The sequence below is a fragment of the Serratia sp. EC4 genome (assembly GCF_059652115.1).
This window is the reverse complement of sequence record NZ_JBNIDE010000001.1, coordinates 1,015,428-1,029,090: the sequence shown is the minus strand read 5'-3', so window position 1 is coordinate 1,029,090 and position 13,663 is coordinate 1,015,428. Positions and strand designations below refer to the sequence as shown.

General features: G+C 58.5%; 12 protein-coding genes, 1 tRNA gene and 1 pseudogene. 11 read left to right on the top strand and 3 right to left on the bottom strand.

Annotated features, from left to right (window positions below):
- The first annotated feature begins 462 nt into the window (after positions 1-462).
- The 3 genes from ACP39K_RS04825 to psrA all read left to right on the top strand — a co-directional run bounded on the left by ACP39K_RS04825 (position 463) and on the right by psrA (position 3,176).
- Positions 463-1,587: a hypothetical protein gene (locus ACP39K_RS04825; protein WP_016927031.1), complete on the top strand. Its 1,125-nt coding sequence runs from the start codon at positions 463-465 to the stop codon at positions 1,585-1,587.
- 219 nt (positions 1,588-1,806) lie between these two features.
- Positions 1,807-2,172, top strand: coding sequence for a diacylglycerol kinase (locus tag ACP39K_RS04820; RefSeq protein WP_004935528.1), 366 nt, complete (start codon positions 1,807-1,809; stop codon positions 2,170-2,172).
- A 104-nt stretch (positions 2,173-2,276) separates the two neighbouring features.
- Positions 2,277-3,176, top strand: a complete 900-nt coding sequence (gene psrA / locus ACP39K_RS04815) for an L-proline-binding transcription factor PsrA (protein ID WP_016927033.1) — start codon at positions 2,277-2,279, stop codon at positions 3,174-3,176.
- Here psrA and ACP39K_RS04810 read toward each other — a convergent pair.
- Both ACP39K_RS04810 and ACP39K_RS04805 read right to left on the bottom strand, forming a co-directional pair.
- Entirely contained in the window at positions 3,151-3,957 is an 807-nt protein-coding gene (locus tag ACP39K_RS04810) for a substrate-binding domain-containing protein (protein WP_497008324.1), read from the bottom strand. The two genes, psrA and ACP39K_RS04810, sit on opposite strands and share 26 nt — an antisense overlap.
- 27 nt (positions 3,958-3,984) lie before the next feature.
- Positions 3,985-5,280: an MFS transporter gene (locus ACP39K_RS04805; RefSeq protein WP_028127724.1), complete on the bottom strand. Its 1,296-nt coding sequence runs from the start codon at positions 5,278-5,280 to the stop codon at positions 3,985-3,987.
- 438 nt (positions 5,281-5,718) lie between these two features.
- On the opposite strand from ACP39K_RS04805, the pseudogene ACP39K_RS04800 reads away from it, so the two are divergent.
- The 3 genes and pseudogenes from ACP39K_RS04800 (at position 5,719) to ACP39K_RS04790 (ending at position 8,011) form a co-directional block, all read left to right on the top strand.
- A pseudogene (locus ACP39K_RS04800) lies at positions 5,719-6,071 on the top strand (type II toxin-antitoxin system RelE/ParE family toxin).
- Positions 6,072-6,075: 4 nt separating this feature from the next.
- Positions 6,076-6,378 carry a transcriptional regulator ProR gene (gene proR / locus ACP39K_RS04795; RefSeq protein ID WP_016927038.1) on the top strand — a complete coding sequence of 101 codons (303 nt, stop codon included), beginning with the start codon at positions 6,076-6,078 and terminating at the stop codon, positions 6,376-6,378.
- 424 nt (positions 6,379-6,802) lie between these two features.
- On the top strand, positions 6,803-8,011 hold the full coding sequence (locus tag ACP39K_RS04790) for an aldose 1-epimerase family protein (RefSeq protein ID WP_197829796.1): 1,209 nt from the start codon (positions 6,803-6,805) through the stop codon (positions 8,009-8,011).
- Between the two features lie 71 nt (positions 8,012-8,082).
- On the opposite strand, the gene ACP39K_RS04785 is transcribed toward ACP39K_RS04790, so the two are convergent.
- Positions 8,083-8,158 (bottom strand) — tRNA-Asn (locus tag ACP39K_RS04785).
- A 455-nt stretch (positions 8,159-8,613) separates the two neighbouring features.
- On the opposite strand from ACP39K_RS04785, the gene ACP39K_RS04780 reads away from it, so the two are divergent.
- From ACP39K_RS04780 to ACP39K_RS04760, 5 genes are all read left to right on the top strand, one after another.
- Positions 8,614-9,732 carry a branched-chain amino acid ABC transporter substrate-binding protein gene (locus ACP39K_RS04780; RefSeq protein WP_212562425.1) on the top strand — a complete coding sequence of 373 codons (1,119 nt, stop codon included), beginning with the start codon at positions 8,614-8,616 and terminating at the stop codon, positions 9,730-9,732.
- A 123-nt stretch (positions 9,733-9,855) separates the two neighbouring features.
- Entirely contained in the window at positions 9,856-10,770 is a 915-nt protein-coding gene (locus ACP39K_RS04775) for an ABC transporter permease subunit (protein ID WP_048797036.1), read from the top strand.
- A gap of 10 nt (positions 10,771-10,780) precedes the next feature.
- Entirely contained in the window at positions 10,781-12,067 is a 1,287-nt protein-coding gene (livM, locus tag ACP39K_RS04770; RefSeq protein ID WP_033639877.1) for a high-affinity branched-chain amino acid ABC transporter permease LivM, read from the top strand.
- Entirely contained in the window at positions 12,064-12,939 is an 876-nt protein-coding gene (locus tag ACP39K_RS04765) for an ABC transporter ATP-binding protein (protein WP_016927043.1), read from the top strand. Before livM ends, ACP39K_RS04765 begins: the two co-directional genes overlap by 4 nt.
- Complete coding sequence (locus ACP39K_RS04760; RefSeq protein ID WP_004928599.1) at positions 12,936-13,652, top strand: ABC transporter ATP-binding protein; 717 nt, start codon at positions 12,936-12,938, stop codon at positions 13,650-13,652. The genes ACP39K_RS04765 and ACP39K_RS04760 overlap by 4 nt, the downstream gene beginning before the upstream one ends.
- Positions 13,653-13,663: the final 11 nt, after the last annotated feature.

Genomic DNA, 13,663 nt, shown 5'->3' with positions numbered 1-13,663 from the left:
GGCAGGAAATAACTGTCGGCTCATAGGTTATGACCTCATGCATGGCTATCTTGGAACTTAAACACTTCCTAAACAGTATGCCGCAAGAAATTCAAAAGTGAACGATTCATTTAAGGCTAATCTTAAAAATAGCATTAAGTGGTAAAAATGGCGGCGCACCTCCTGATTAAAGTCGGTACACTAAAAGCGGCGAGTTTCTTTTACCATAACAGCACGAAATAATAAAAGAGCACTATTAGCGTAGCCTGGCTGCGCCGCTTTCTGTTTCCTTTTTTTATCAATTATGGACATCACAGGGTGAATGTCAGGCAACACGTTGCTGATTCGCCGGGGGGAATATTCGGTTTTTCTTATCATTGAGCCAGAGGCAATACACAATTCAATAAAAGGGAACCGTATAAAAAATGCTAAAGACGTTGTCGCGTGCTTATTTAATTATTTTATTAAAACGTAAGGCTATTTATGATCCGTATTGAGAAAGTTCTGGATAAACGCGAACTTAAAGAATTTATTGCTTTCCCCTCGCAACTGTTTCGCGATGATCCGAACTGGATTGAGCCGCTGCATGTAGAGCGCGAAGAGCACCTGTCAAAGAAAAATCCCGGAACCGACCATATTGAATGGCAGGCATGGGTGGCCAAAAAACAGGGCAAAGTGGTTGGGCGTATCACTGCGCAAATCGATTCTCTGCACCGGGAGCTGCATGGCGAGGATACCGGCCACTTCGGCATGATTGACGCCGTTGACGATCCCGCCGTGTTCAGCACCTTATTCACGGTAGCGGAGGAGTGGCTGAGGTCGAAAGGCGCGCGTAAAATCACCGGGCCATTCAGCCTTAATATCAATCAGGAAAGCGGCCTGTTGGTCGAAGGGTTCGATACCCCGCCTTCCGCCCTGATGACGCACGCGAAACCCTACTACGCGGCCCAGATAGCGCAGCAGGGCTACAGCGAGGGGATTGATTTGCTGGCCTATTGGATGAAAAGAACCGACCTGCATTTTTCGCCGTCATTAACCCGGATGATGGATCAGGTGCGTAAAAAGGTGACCGTCCGCCGTCTCAATCGCAAGCGCTTTCGCGAGGAGATGCAGGTGCTGCGCGAGGTGTTCAACTCCGGATGGCAACATAACTGGGGGTTTGTCCCGTTCACCGAACATGAGTTCGCCACCATGGGGGATCAGCTGAAGTTCCTGGTGCCCGACGATATGATCCATATCGCCGAGGTGGATGGCGCGCCCTGCGCCTTTATCGTCGGTCTGCCGAACATTAACGAAGCGATTGCCGATCTGCAGGGGCGCTTATTGCCGTTCGGCTGGGCGAAGCTATTGTGGCGCCTGAAAGTCAGCGGCGTGCGCACCGCGCGCGTGCCGTTGATGGGCGTACGCCAGGAATATCAATTCAGCCGCATCGGGCCCATTATTGCGCTGCTGCTGATTGAGGCGCTGCGCGAGCCTTTCGCGAAGCGCAATATCGATGCGCTGGAAATGTCGTGGATCCTGGAAACCAATACCGGCATGCGGACGATTTTAGAACGCATCGGCGCGGTGCCGTACAAGCGCTACCGCTTGTACGAGAAAACGCTTTAAGCGGCTGATATCGCGTCCTCTTTTTACGCTCCCAGAATAATAACCGCGCCAGGGCATTTTCGGGCGGTGCCGTTTCAGGAGCAGGGTGACGGCGAGTGAGCGAATGCATCGTCTCCGGAAAGAGAACGGTTAAGGTTTTTAATTAATAAACTCAAGATAAATTCACGCTGCGTGATTTATTTGCGAGTGACTGTCGCAGTTTTGACGAGAGCTGATTGTATGCCTGTGGAAAAGAAAAAAGGAATAAGCCGATTAACCTACAGCATTAGGAATTCCTGGGCCGGGTTTATTGATGCCGTGCTTACCGAAGATGCGTTCCGCCAATTATTGGTTATTAATGCTATCTTACTGGTTGTTACATTTGGTTTAGATATTACAAATATAGAAAGGCTGTTATTAATCACCTGCAGTTTTCTGCTATTGGTGGTTGAGCTGCTTAATACGGCGATTGAAACCGTGGTCGATCGCATTTCGCTGGAATTGCATCCGTTATCCAAACGCGCCAAAGATTTGGGCGGCGCAGCGCAGCTGGTAGCCGTGGTGATGACTATCATTATTTGGGGAATGGTGCTGCTGGGGCGATAGGGGCCTTGGTGGTTCAACCACCAAAGCCGGTGAGCGTGGCGATATAAGCGGTTATCATCGTTGGTTTGCGTCTTATGCCATTTCAGCAAGGAGAGTTGGCCGTTATGCCCGTAAATTTTGATCTCAACGATCTCTATGCGTTTCGCGCGCTGGTGGAGTACGGCAATTTTCGGCTGGCCGCAGAGTCTATCTGCTTGTCGCAGTCGGCATTGAGCCGCAGGATTGAGAAACTGGAAAACGCGCTGGGCATCAAACTGTTTGATCGCACCACCCGGCGCGTGACCTTGACGCTGTACGGGCAGGCCTTTGCCGAACGTTCGGAGCAGTTGCTGATGAACGTCGAAGCGGTGATGGCCGATATCGATAAGGTCAGTCAAGAGCGGGTGGGGCTGGTTACCGTCGCCACGGTGCCCTCGGCGGCCTACTATTTCATGCCCGACGTGATACGGCGTTTCCGGCTGCGCTATCCGCGCGTGCGCGTCAAGCTGATCGACGGCAGCGCAGGCAATGTGATTGAGGCGGTCACCGGCGGCCAGGCCGATTTCGGCATCTGCTTTGCCGGGCGGCTGCAGCCTAATCTTGAATTTGTGCCGCTGGTGGGGGACGTCTACGTGGCCGCCTGCCGACGTGACCATCCGCTCGCCGGTAAAAAGAGCCTCACCTGGCGGGAATTTTATCAGCAGGATTACGTCTCGCTGGATAAAACCTCCGGCAATCGCAATCTGCTCGATCAGCGCCTGGAACACCTCGTGCCGGAACGCTCCAGCGTGTGTGAAACTCGCCATGTGACAACCATGCTGGGCATGGTTGAGGCGGGCATCGGCATTGCCGCCGTGCCCGCCATGTCGATGCCCGCTTCAGAACATTCGGTGTTGACGTCGGTGTCGCTGGTTGATCCGGTGGTGAAACGCACCGTCGGTCTGATCCGGCGCCGCGGCCGCATGCAGTCTTTCGTCGCCGCCGAGCTGGAAAAGCTGATTACTGAACAGTATCACTCTGCCTGACCGGCTGCTGCGCCGGCACGGTTCGCATGCCGGTCGCGCGAATGGTCGGCTGCGCCTGAGAGGAGGCGAGGAAGTTCAGCAGCGCTTTGCCTTCGCGGCGGTGCTCCGCCTTGGCGGTCACCGCGCCGGCGAAGCGGGTGATGTACTGCACGTTTTCCGGCAGCTCGCCGATAAAGGTGACGCCCGCCACGGGCAGCAATTCGCTGACTTGCTGGAAGCCCAGCGCGTATTTCCCCTGCGCCACTTCAGAGGCCACCGGAATGCGCTCAACCTTATGCGCTTTCCCTTTCACCTGTTCCTCGATGCCGAGCTTTTTGAACAGTTGGCCGCTGACATAGCGGCCGCTGGCGCTGTCGGAATAGGCGAAAGAGTCAGCTTGCAGCAAGACATTGCGCAGCTCGGCATCCGTTTTTATCGCCGGTTTGGGCGCGCCCTGTTTCACCACCATGCCGATCGGCGAGTCGGCCAGCTCTACGCGCGAACCCGGCCGGATCCAGCCGCCTTTGTCCAGTTGGGCCAGCGCGTCGCCCACCATGATTACCACATCGGCTTGCTCTCCACGCGCCAGCCGCGCGGGGATCGCCTGCGGCGTTTTACCCATCGAGGGGCCGGACACCAGAATGATTTTATCGCCGCTTTGAGCTTCATATTCCGGAGCCAGTTTTTCCAGCGCGGCTTTGAAGCCGCCTGAGATCATCACGGTCACGTCTTTGGCCAGCGCAGCCGTACTGCAGGAGGCGCACACCAGCGCGGCGAGGATCGAACGAGTGAGTTTCTGCATGACATGATTCCCTGTTGCGATTGCGGGTTAGCGTGCGGTTTGCAGCGGCATGGCGATGCGGCGATACAGATACAGCGTCGCCAGCAAGGCGCACAGCGCGGCGAAGCTCATCCAATAGCCCGGTGAAGCCTTATCGCCGGTGTATTCGATCAGGGCGGTGGAGATCACCGGCGTAAAGCCGCCGAACACCGCAGTCGCCAGGCTGTAGGCCAGCGAGAACCCGGCCACCCGCACTTCCGTTGGCATGATCTCCGTCAGGGCCGGGATCATGGCGCCGTTATAGAGGCCGTAAATGAAGGACAGCCACAGCAGCACGGCCAGCATCATGCCGAAGCTGGGGGCGGCGGCGAGCAGGCTCAGCGCCGGGTAAGCGGTGGCCAACGTCAGCAACGTCATGGCGACCAGCACCGGTTTGCGGCCGAAACGGTCCGACAGCGCGCCGCCGATGGGCAGCCAGATGAAGTTGGAGATCGCCACCAGCAGGGTGACCAGCAAGCTGTCGGAAGCGCTGAGCAGCAGCACCTTTTTGCCGAAGGTCGGCGCATAGACGGTGATCAGGTAAAACGCGGTGGTGGTCATGGCGACCATCAACATGCCGGCGATCACCACCGGCCAGTTTTTCAGCAGGGTTTTAAACACGTCGCGCATCGCCAGGTGGTGGCGGCGAGCGGTAAATTCCTGCGTTTCTTCCAGCTTGCGGCGCAGGAGGAAGATGAAGGGAACGATCAGGCAGCCGAACAGGAAAGGAATGCGCCAGCCCCATTCGCGAATGGCGCTTTCTTCCAGCGCCGCATTGAGCGCGAAGCCCATGGCCGCCGCCACCATAATCGCCACCTGCTGGCTGCCGGACTGCCAACTGGTGTAGAAGCCTTTACGGCCCGGCGTGGCGATTTCGGCCAGATAGACGGATACGCCGCCCAACTCCGCGCCCGCCGAGAAGCCTTGCAACAGGCGCCCGCACAGCACCAGCAGCGGCGCCCAAAGCCCGATGCTGTGGTAAGAGGGGATCAGCACGATCAGGAAGGTGCCCGCGGCCATGATCGACAGGGTCACGATCAGCCCTTTGCGGCGGCCGACTTTATCGATGTAAGCGCCCAGCACGATGGCGCCGATCGGGCGCATCAAAAAGCCCGCGCCGAACACCGCAAAGGTCATCATCAGTGAGGCGAACTCGCTGCTGGCCGGAAAAAAGGTGTGTGCGATGTAGGTGGCGTAAAAGCCGAACAGGAAAAAATCGAACTGCTCTAAAAAATTGCCGGAGGTGACGCGCAATATCGCGCCGGCTCTGGCCCGGGGAGTCATGGGTGAGGTAGAGGAATGCATCTTTATCTCCAGTTTGTTATTGGCGCCTGACGCCGCGCCTGTTGCTGAAGACTCGCTCAGGAAAATAAAGTAAATAAGCGCAATAAACGCATGGCGCGATGCGTTTGGCGCATCAATCGGCGTTAACAATGTTGCCTAACCCGATGTAACGTCGCGTTAACAAGTTTGCCGCTCACCGCCCGCTGCGTAGAACGTCGAAAACGTTATGCGCTTTTTGTGACAGGGTTCATAAAGGGGCGGCGGGGAAGCGCCCCGTGCCTCTGAACGATTGTTCGATACCGTACGTAAAAAGCTGAATGCCTCGCACTGCGTTTGCAAAATGCGTGGATGTACGTTCAGCCTTGCAGTATCCACGTATGCCTTTGCATGTTATCCCTGCGCCTCTCTGCTATAGCTTTACATCTATATAGTTGCTGATCTATATTTTAGGGCGGTCCCGTGTGGGAAATTAAAACAACGGATGCATTTGATCATTGGTTCAGATCACTCAGCGATGCCGATCGGGTCGGCGTACTTGCCGCATTGATGGTCCTGCGGGAAAAGGGGCCGGGGCTGCCCAGACCCTATGCCGATACGGTTAAAGGCTCACGTTACAGCAATATGAAAGAGTTGCGCATTCAGTGCCGAGGCGAACCGTTGCGGGCATTCTTCGCTTTCGATCCGTACCGTATTGGCATTGTGCTTTGCGCGGGCAATAAAGCCGGTAATGAAAGCGTTTTTACGATGGGATGATCCAGGTTGCCGATCGGGAATTCACGAACTGGCTGAACACATTAAACGAGAAGGAGTGACGCGATGGGCAGAACGTTGGAACAGCTTATTGCGGATGAAAAGCCCGAGGTCGTGGCCAAAGCGCAGGCGCTGGCGGCGGACATCATGCTGAACATTCACCTTGCCGAGCTGCGTGAAAAAGTACAGAAAACGCAGGTTGAAATGGCGCAGGCGCTGGGGATCAGGCAGCCGACCGTTGCCGTGATGGAAAAACCGGGCCGCGATCTGAAACTGTCTTCGCTTAAACGCTATGTTGAGGCGGCCGGTGGCAAACTGCGCCTGGACATTGAACTGCCGGACGGTTCGCACTACGAGTTTGTGCTGTAAGCGCTAACGGCAGAAAGGCACAAAGCCCGCTCAGATTCCCCGGAGCGGGCTTTGTGCACCAGGGCTCCTTTGACACAAGCAGGCGGCCGTAAAAGCAAAGAGGCGCAAGACGGGCAGGCTGTCTGAGCGCTTTCGTTTGGGCCGGATAGCGTTAAACAAGCCACCCGCACTCCCTTCACGATGTCTTGCTTGCCCGGAGCCGTCTCCTTGTCTTTTAGCTGAAACGATACAAATTATGTTGATAGGTGGCTCATTTTTCGTGCAAAAACTCAACGTCTTTCATTAAAACTGGGATGAAATTCGTATTTTTATCGCGCTATTTCTTCAAATACTCACCCGGTGAAGCTCATCACATTTCTTTAACCTGCTTAACAGTAGATTTTCCTTGTTTATAAAAAATCGATTCAGCTAAAGGGGAAGGGAAATGAAAAAGACATGGGTGATGGCGGTGTTTTCGGCCCTGATTTCAGGGCAGGCGGCGGCGCAGAGTTGGGTGCTGACCAGCGCTGAAGATGGCGTGGAGAAAGGAAACTGGAAGATTTCGAGCGAAGCGCTGAAGGTGAAGGATAAAACGTTCAGCATTGAGCAGAAGGTGTTGCACGGCGGTAAGCAAGAAGGCAGCAAAGTCGTGATTATCCGCAGCGAGGATGGCCTGACCATCACGCTGAGTCCCACCCGCGGCATGAACCTCCTGCGGGCAGAAGGATTTGGCGCGAAAATGGGATGGGATTCCCCGGTCAAAGAGGTGGTCAACCCCGCCTTTATCAACCTGGAAAGCCGCAATGGGCTCGGCTGGCTGGAAGGTTTCAATGAGATGATGGTGCGTTGTGGCTATGAGTGGACCGGTCATCCAGTGACCGAAGGAGGGCAAATTTACACGTTGCACGGCAAAGCGGGCAATACGCCGGCCTCGCGGGTTGAGGTTGAGGTCGCGGATACGGCGCCGTATGAAATTCGTGTTCGCGGCCTGATCAAAGAGAGCACATTCAAAAAAGCCGATCTGCAAACCCTGACCGAATTGCGCTATGTGCCCGGCAGCAACAGTTTCAGCCTGCATGATGTGTTAACCAACCGGGCGGATTATCCCCATGATTACCAGATTATTTATCACAGCAATTTCGGCGCGCCGATTCTGGAAAATGGCGCCCGCTTCCTGGCGCCGATGGCCAGCATCAGCCCGTTTAACGACTATGCCAAAGCCGGGCTGAAGACCTGGGCAACCTATGCCGGTCCAACCAAAGGGTTCGATGAAATGGTCTTTAACATTAAGCCATTATCGGATCCGAATCATCAGTCACTGGCGGCGCTGGTCAATAACGCGGGCGACAAAGGGGTGGCGATTCAGTTCGATACCCGCCAGTTGCCCGTCCTGACGCTGTGGAAGAATACCGATACGTTAAAACAGGGGTATGTAACGGGGATTGAGCCGGGCACCAGCTATGCCTACCCGGTCACTGTCGAGCGCGAACAAAAACGCGTTAAGCAGTTGCAGCCTGGCGCCAGTGCGCAGTTTGATCTGACCTATACCTTGCTGCACAGCAAAGCGCAGGTGGCGGATCTGGCGCAGAAGATTGCGGATATTCAGGGCAAGGTAAAAATTGATGAGAATGACGCGCCGATAGCCACAGAGTAACGCTGCCTCGATGCATTTAGCGTTAAAGCAAAAAGCCCGCTTAAGTTTCCTTAAGCGGGCTTCTCTAAATATGGCTCCTCTGACTGGACTCGAACCAGTGACATACGGATTAACAGTCCGCCGTTCTACCGACTGAACTACAGAGGAATCGTGTGAACGGGGCGAATAATAGCGGGGCGCCTGGGGTTTGTCAAAGCGCTAAACTGCAAAAAAAGCGCGTTTGCTGAGGGAATGAGCACCTTGCGCTGTTTTTCGGCATTTTCCATCGCTATGCGTTGATTTTTGCATCCCAAATCGTTTTGACGCCGCTTGCACAAGCCTTTGCACGGCGATGGTGCAGGGTCACTCTCGCTATCCTGCACCTTCCCATCTTGGCCGTACGGCCCAGCCCCTGTTATCCCCGCCACACGCCGCGCCGCAACTGATATGTAGGATGAATAAGCAAACAATATGTATTCGTCGTCACAATGGCTGGATTTTTGCTTACCCATTTTTGGGGAATGCGACTGCGCTCTCAAGAAAAATATTTTCCCCGTCTACACATAAAGTGACTGATCCGCGCCCTAGGGCGTTTCGCTACAACAGTGCTGAGGAAGATAACAATGTCATCGAAATTGATAAAAAGTCCGCTCGCTGCTTTGCTCATCGGTTGTTTAGGTACGGCGTTTTCCGCGCAGGCCGATATCGTCATCGGCGTTGCCGGGCCGTTCTCCGGGCCGAATGCCACCTATGGCGATCAGTATTGGCGCGGGGCTTCGCAGGCTGCGGCGGACATCAACGCCGCCGGCGGCATCAAAGGGGAAAAAATCAAACTGGTGCAGGGGGATGACGCCTGCGAACCGAAACAGGCGGTCGCGGTCGCCAACCGGCTGGTGGATCAGGACAAGGTCTCGGCGGTGGTCGGCCACTTCTGTTCCTCATCCACCATGCCCGCCTCCGAGGTGTATGACGAGGCCGGCATCATCGCCATTACCCCCGGCTCCACCAACCCGCAGATCACCGAGCGCGGCATGAAGACCATGTTCCGCATGTGCGGGCGCGACGATCAGCAGGGCGTCATCGCCACCGACTACATGCTGGATACCCTGAAGGCCAAACGCATCGCGGTGATCCACGATAAAGACACCTACGGCCAGGGGCTGGCGGACGCCGCCAAGGCGGCGATGAACAAGCGCGGGGTTAAAGAGGTGCTGTATGAGGGGCTGTCGCGCGGCGAGAAAGACTTCAACGCGCTGGTGACCAAGATCGCCTCGGTCAAACCTGACGTGGTCTACTTCGGCGGCTGCCATCCGGAAGCCGGGCCGCTGGTGCGCCAGATGCGCGAGCAGGGCGTGACCGCCAAGTTCTTCTCCGGCGACTGCGTGGTGACCGAAGAGCTGGTGACCGCCGCCGGCGGGCCGCAGTACACCAACGGCGTGCTGATGACCTTCGGCAACGATCCGCGCCAGATCGCGGAAGGCAAGGCGGTGATCGCCAAGTTCCGCGCCAGCGGCTTTGAGCCGGAAGGCTACACCCTTTACTCCTACGCTTCGATCCAGGCGATCGCCGCCGCCTTTAACGCCACCGGCGGCAAAGACAGCGCCAAGGCCGCCGAATGGCTGAAGTCGCACGACGTGGACACCGTGATGGGTAAAAAAGCCTGGGATCAGAAGGGCGATCTGAAGGTCTCCGACTACGTGGTCTATCAATGGGATGACAAGGGCAAATATCACCAACTGTAAACGGCCGAACCGTGAAGTTGTAACCCTATGACAGACGGGCCGCCGCCCTGGCGCGCCCGTTCCGCGACTACCTTTGGCCGCGTCGGACTGCGTTGGCGGCCTTACCAGGCGAGACTGCTCATTATGGATGTATTCTTTCTGCAACAGCTGATCAACGGCCTGACCCTCGGCGCGGTGTATGGCCTGATCGCCATCGGCTACACCATGGTTTACGGCATCATCGGCATGATCAACTTCGCCCACGGCGAGGTGTATATGATCTCCGCCTACCTGTGCGCCATCGGTCTGGCGCTGTTGTCGTTCTTCGGGCTGCACTCGTTCCCGCTGCTGATCCTCGGCACGCTGGTGTTCACCATCGTCATCACCGGGGTGTACGGCTGGGTGATCGAGCGCATCGCCTACAGGCCGCTGCGCAACTCCACCCGCCTGGCGCCGCTGATCTCCGCCATCGGCATGTCGTTAATCCTGCAAAACTACGCGCAGATCAGCCAGGGGCCGCGCCAGCAGGGCATCCCGACGCTGCTGAGCGGCGTGTTCCGCCTGGAGTTCGACGGCGGCGTGGTCCAGATCACCTACACCAAGGTGTTCATTCTGGTGGCGTCGCTGCTCGGCATGGCGATCCTCACCTACGTCATTCAGCGCACCCGGCTGGGGCGCATCTGCCGCGCCACCCAGCAGGATCGCAAAATGGCCTCGATTCTCGGCATCAATACCGATCGGGTGATCTCGCTGGTGTTCGTGATCGGCGCCGCCATGGCCGGGCTGGCCGGGGTGCTGATCACCATGAACTACGGCACCTTCGATTTTTACGTCGGCTTTATCATCGGCATCAAGGCCTTCACCGCCGCGGTGCTGGGCGGCATCGGTTCGCTGCCGGGCGCGATGCTCGGCGGGCTGCTGCTCGGCGTGGCGGAGGCGCAGTTCGCCGGCATGGTGAATTCGGATTACAAGGACGTGTTCTCCTTCGGGTTGCTGGTGGCGATCCTGATCTTCCGCCCGCAGGGCCTGCTCGGCCGGCCGCTGGTCGCCAAGGTTTAAGGAGAACGCCATGTCGCAATCCGTAATCAACGGCGGGCTGGACGTTAAACGCAGCCTGCTGGATGCCGTTTTGGCCGGGCTGATCGCCCTGATCGTGTTCGGGCCGATTGTCGGCATCGTGCTGAACGGCTACAGCTTCAACGTCGAGCCGCGCCGGCTGGTGTGGATCATCGTTGCGGTGATGGCCGGGCGGCTGCTGCTGAGCCTGTTCCTGCAAACCGCGCCGGGCCGCAAGGTGCTGGCGCGCTTCGACGGCGGCAACGACGGCGTGTACGTGCGTCCGCTGGGCTATAAATCCAATCTGCGCTGGTTCCTGCCGCTGATGGCGGCGATCGCGCTGCTGTTCCCGTTCGTCGCCACCAAATACCTGCTGACGGTGGCGATCCTCGGCCTGATCTATGTGCTGCTCGGGCTGGGGCTGAATATCGTGGTCGGGTTGGCGGGGCTGCTGGATCTGGGGTACGTGGCGTTTTACGCCATCGGCGCCTACGGGCTGGCGTTGGGCTACCAGTATCTCGGGCTCGGTTTTTGGGCGATGCTGCCGCTCGGGGCGCTGATGGCGGCGCTGGCCGGCGCGCTGCTGGGCTTTCCGGTGCTGCGTATGCACGGCGACTATCTCGCCATCGTCACGCTCGGGTTCGGCGAGATCATCCGGCTGGTGCTGAACAACTGGATGTCGCTCACCGGCGGGCCGAACGGCATTTCGGTGCCGGCGCCGACGGTGTTCGGCCTGGAGTTCGGCCGGCGCGCCAAGGACGGCGGAGTGCCGATCCACGAGTTTCTCGGCATCGATTACAATCCCAACCTCAAGTTCATCTTCATCTACGCGATGCTGTTTTTGGTGGTGCTGCTGGTGCTGTACATCAAGCACCGGCTGACGCGCATGCCGATCGGCCGCGCCTGGGAGGCGCTGCGCGAGGACGAGATCGCCTGCCGTTCTTTGGGGCTGAATCACGTGCTGGTGAAGCTGTCGGCGTTTATGCTCGGCGCCTCCACCGCCGGACTGGCGGGGGTGTTTTTCGCCACTTACCAGGGGTTCGTCAACCCGACTTCGTTCACCTTCTTCGAGTCGGCCCTGATCCTGGCGATCGTGGTGCTGGGCGGCATGGGCTCCACCCTCGGCGTGGTGCTGGCGGCCTTCGTGCTGACGGTGGCGCCGGAGCTGCTGCGCAGCTTCGCCGAATACCGGGTGCTGCTGTTTGGCGTGCTGATGGTGGCGATGATGATCTGGCGGCCGCGCGGGCTGGTGCGCATCAGCCGATCCAGCTTCGCCGAACGCAAGGGGGTGGCGCCATGAGCGACGCCATTTTGCGGGTGGAACACCTGATGATGCGCTTTGGCGGCATCAAGGCGCTGAACGACGTCAATCTGGAGGTGGAGCGCGGTTCCATCACCGCCCTGATCGGCCCCAACGGCGCCGGCAAGACCACGGTGTTCAACTGCCTGACCGGCTTTTACCGCGCCAGCGGCGGCGCGATCCTGCTCAATACCCACAAGCGGCCGACCGACGTGATCCAGGTGCTGGGGCAGAAGTTCCGCGCCGGCGACTGGATACGCCCGAAGCGGCTCGGTTCGCGCCTCTATTACAAGATGTTCGGCGGCACCCACCTGGTCAACCGCGCCGGGCTGGCGCGCACCTTCCAGAATATCCGCCTGTTCCGCGAAATGTCGGTGGTGGAGAACCTGCTGGTGGCGCAGCACATGCAGAGTAACCGCAACCTGATCGCCGGGGTGCTGAATACGCCGGGCTACCGCCGGGCGGAAAGCGCCGCGCTCGATCACGCCTTCTATTGGTTGGAGGTGGTGGATCTGGCGGACTGCGCCAACCGGCTGGCGGGGGAGATGTCCTACGGCCAGCAGCGGCGGCTGGAGATCGCGCGCGCCATGTGCACCGCGCCGGAGATGATCTGCCTCGACGAACCGGCCGCCGGGCTGAACCCGGTGGAGACGGCCGCGCTGAGCCGCATCATCCGCTTCCTGCGCCAGCATCACGGCATCACGGTGCTGCTGATCGAGCATGACATGGGCATGGTAATGGAGATCTCCGATCGGGTGATCGTGCTCGATCACGGCGATGTGATCGCCCGCGGCACGCCGCAAGAGATCCAGCACAACGAGGCGGTGATCGCCGCCTACTTGGGCGCGGACGAAGAGGAGCTGGCGGGATGAGCGAAGCGATGTTGGAATTTCGCGAAGTGGATGTGTTTTACGGGCCGATCCAGGCGCTGCGCCAGGTGTCGCTGCAGGTGAACGCCGGGGAGACGGTGGCGCTGATCGGCGCCAACGGCGCGGGCAAGTCCACGCTGTTGATGTCGATCTTCGGCCAGCCGCGCATCGCCGGCGGGCAGATCCTGTTTGGCGGCGAGGACATCAGCCGCCGCTCCACGCACTTTGTTGCCAGCAGCGGCATCGCGCAGGCGCCGGAGGGGCGGCGCATCTTTCCGGACATGAGCGTGGAGGAGAACCTGTTGATGGGCACCATCACCGTCGGCAATCGCTACCTGGAGGAGGATTTGCCGCGCATGTTCGAGCTGTTTCCGCGCCTCAAGGAGCGGCGCAACCAGCGGGCGATGACCATGTCCGGCGGCGAGCAGCAGATGCTGGCGATCGCCCGCGCGCTGATGAGCCGGCCGAAGCTGCTGCTGTTGGACGAGCCGAGCCTGGGGCTGGCGCCGATCGTGGTGCGGCAGATCTTCGGGGTGCTGCGCGAGCTGACCCGCAGCGGCATGACGCTGTTTCTGGTGGAGCAGAACGCCAACCACGCGTTGAAACTGTCCGATCGCGGCTATGTGATGGTCAACGGCCAGATCCGCCTCACCGGCAGCGGCCAGGAGCTGTTGAACGATCCGGAGGTGAGAAAGGCCTATCTGGGCGGCGGCTGAACGCCGCCTCA

What these genes read in the sequence shown, in the direction of transcription:
- ACP39K_RS04825 (WP_016927031.1), top strand. Translation starts at nt 463, where the DNA reads ATGATCCGTATTGAGAAAGTTCTGGATAAACGCGAACTTAAAGAATTT.
- ACP39K_RS04820 (WP_004935528.1), top strand. Translation starts at nt 1,807, where the DNA reads ATGCCTGTGGAAAAGAAAAAAGGAATAAGCCGATTAACCTACAGCATT.
- psrA (WP_016927033.1), top strand. Translation starts at nt 2,277, where the DNA reads ATGCCCGTAAATTTTGATCTCAACGATCTCTATGCGTTTCGCGCGCTG.
- ACP39K_RS04810 (WP_497008324.1), bottom strand. Translation starts at nt 3,957, where the DNA reads ATGCAGAAACTCACTCGTTCGATCCTCGCCGCGCTGGTGTGCGCCTCC.
- ACP39K_RS04805 (WP_028127724.1), bottom strand. Translation starts at nt 5,280, where the DNA reads ATGCATTCCTCTACCTCACCCATGACTCCCCGGGCCAGAGCCGGCGCG.
- proR (WP_016927038.1), top strand. Translation starts at nt 6,076, where the DNA reads ATGGGCAGAACGTTGGAACAGCTTATTGCGGATGAAAAGCCCGAGGTC.
- ACP39K_RS04790 (WP_197829796.1), top strand. Translation starts at nt 6,803, where the DNA reads ATGAAAAAGACATGGGTGATGGCGGTGTTTTCGGCCCTGATTTCAGGG.
- ACP39K_RS04780 (WP_212562425.1), top strand. Translation starts at nt 8,614, where the DNA reads ATGTCATCGAAATTGATAAAAAGTCCGCTCGCTGCTTTGCTCATCGGT.
- ACP39K_RS04775 (WP_048797036.1), top strand. Translation starts at nt 9,856, where the DNA reads ATGGATGTATTCTTTCTGCAACAGCTGATCAACGGCCTGACCCTCGGC.
- livM (WP_033639877.1), top strand. Translation starts at nt 10,781, where the DNA reads ATGTCGCAATCCGTAATCAACGGCGGGCTGGACGTTAAACGCAGCCTG.
- ACP39K_RS04765 (WP_016927043.1), top strand. Translation starts at nt 12,064, where the DNA reads ATGAGCGACGCCATTTTGCGGGTGGAACACCTGATGATGCGCTTTGGC.
- ACP39K_RS04760 (WP_004928599.1), top strand. Translation starts at nt 12,936, where the DNA reads ATGAGCGAAGCGATGTTGGAATTTCGCGAAGTGGATGTGTTTTACGGG.